This is a genomic window from Neisseria sp. HMSC067G12, from assembly GCF_001812725.1.
GTDB lineage: Bacteria > Pseudomonadota > Gammaproteobacteria > Burkholderiales > Neisseriaceae > Neisseria > Neisseria perflava.
This window is the reverse complement of the sequence record NZ_KV810213.1, coordinates 2,470-2,804: the sequence shown is the minus strand read 5'-3', so window position 1 is coordinate 2,804 and position 335 is coordinate 2,470. Positions and strand designations below refer to the sequence as shown.

The following is a 335-nucleotide window of genomic DNA, read 5'->3' as shown; positions in this document are numbered from 1 at the left end:
CTTCGACCCCGCCCACAACATCCTTTCCGACAAAGCGGCCGAAGGAAAGGGCAACAATCTTGTCAGCGGCAACCGCCTCAAAGAATACAACGGCATCGAATACACCTACGACGCATTGGGCAACCTAATCTACCGCCAGCTGCCCAACGGCGAAAACCAATATTACCAATACGATCTCGAAAACCAACTCGTCCGCGCCGAAATCAAAAAGCCCGCCGGCAATACCGAGATTTGGACATACGCCTACGACCCGTTCGGACGACGTCTTTCTAAAGAACGCCAAGACAAACTTGCCTGGACCAGTACCGACCCGAAACGCACCCACTTCGTCTGGG

General features: G+C 54.0%; 1 pseudogene. It reads left to right on the top strand.

From position 1 onward, the window contains the following. Positions 1-19: 19 nt before the first annotated feature. Positions 20-335, top strand: a pseudogene (locus tag HMPREF2871_RS09275) (type IV secretion protein Rhs); the annotation flags it as partial.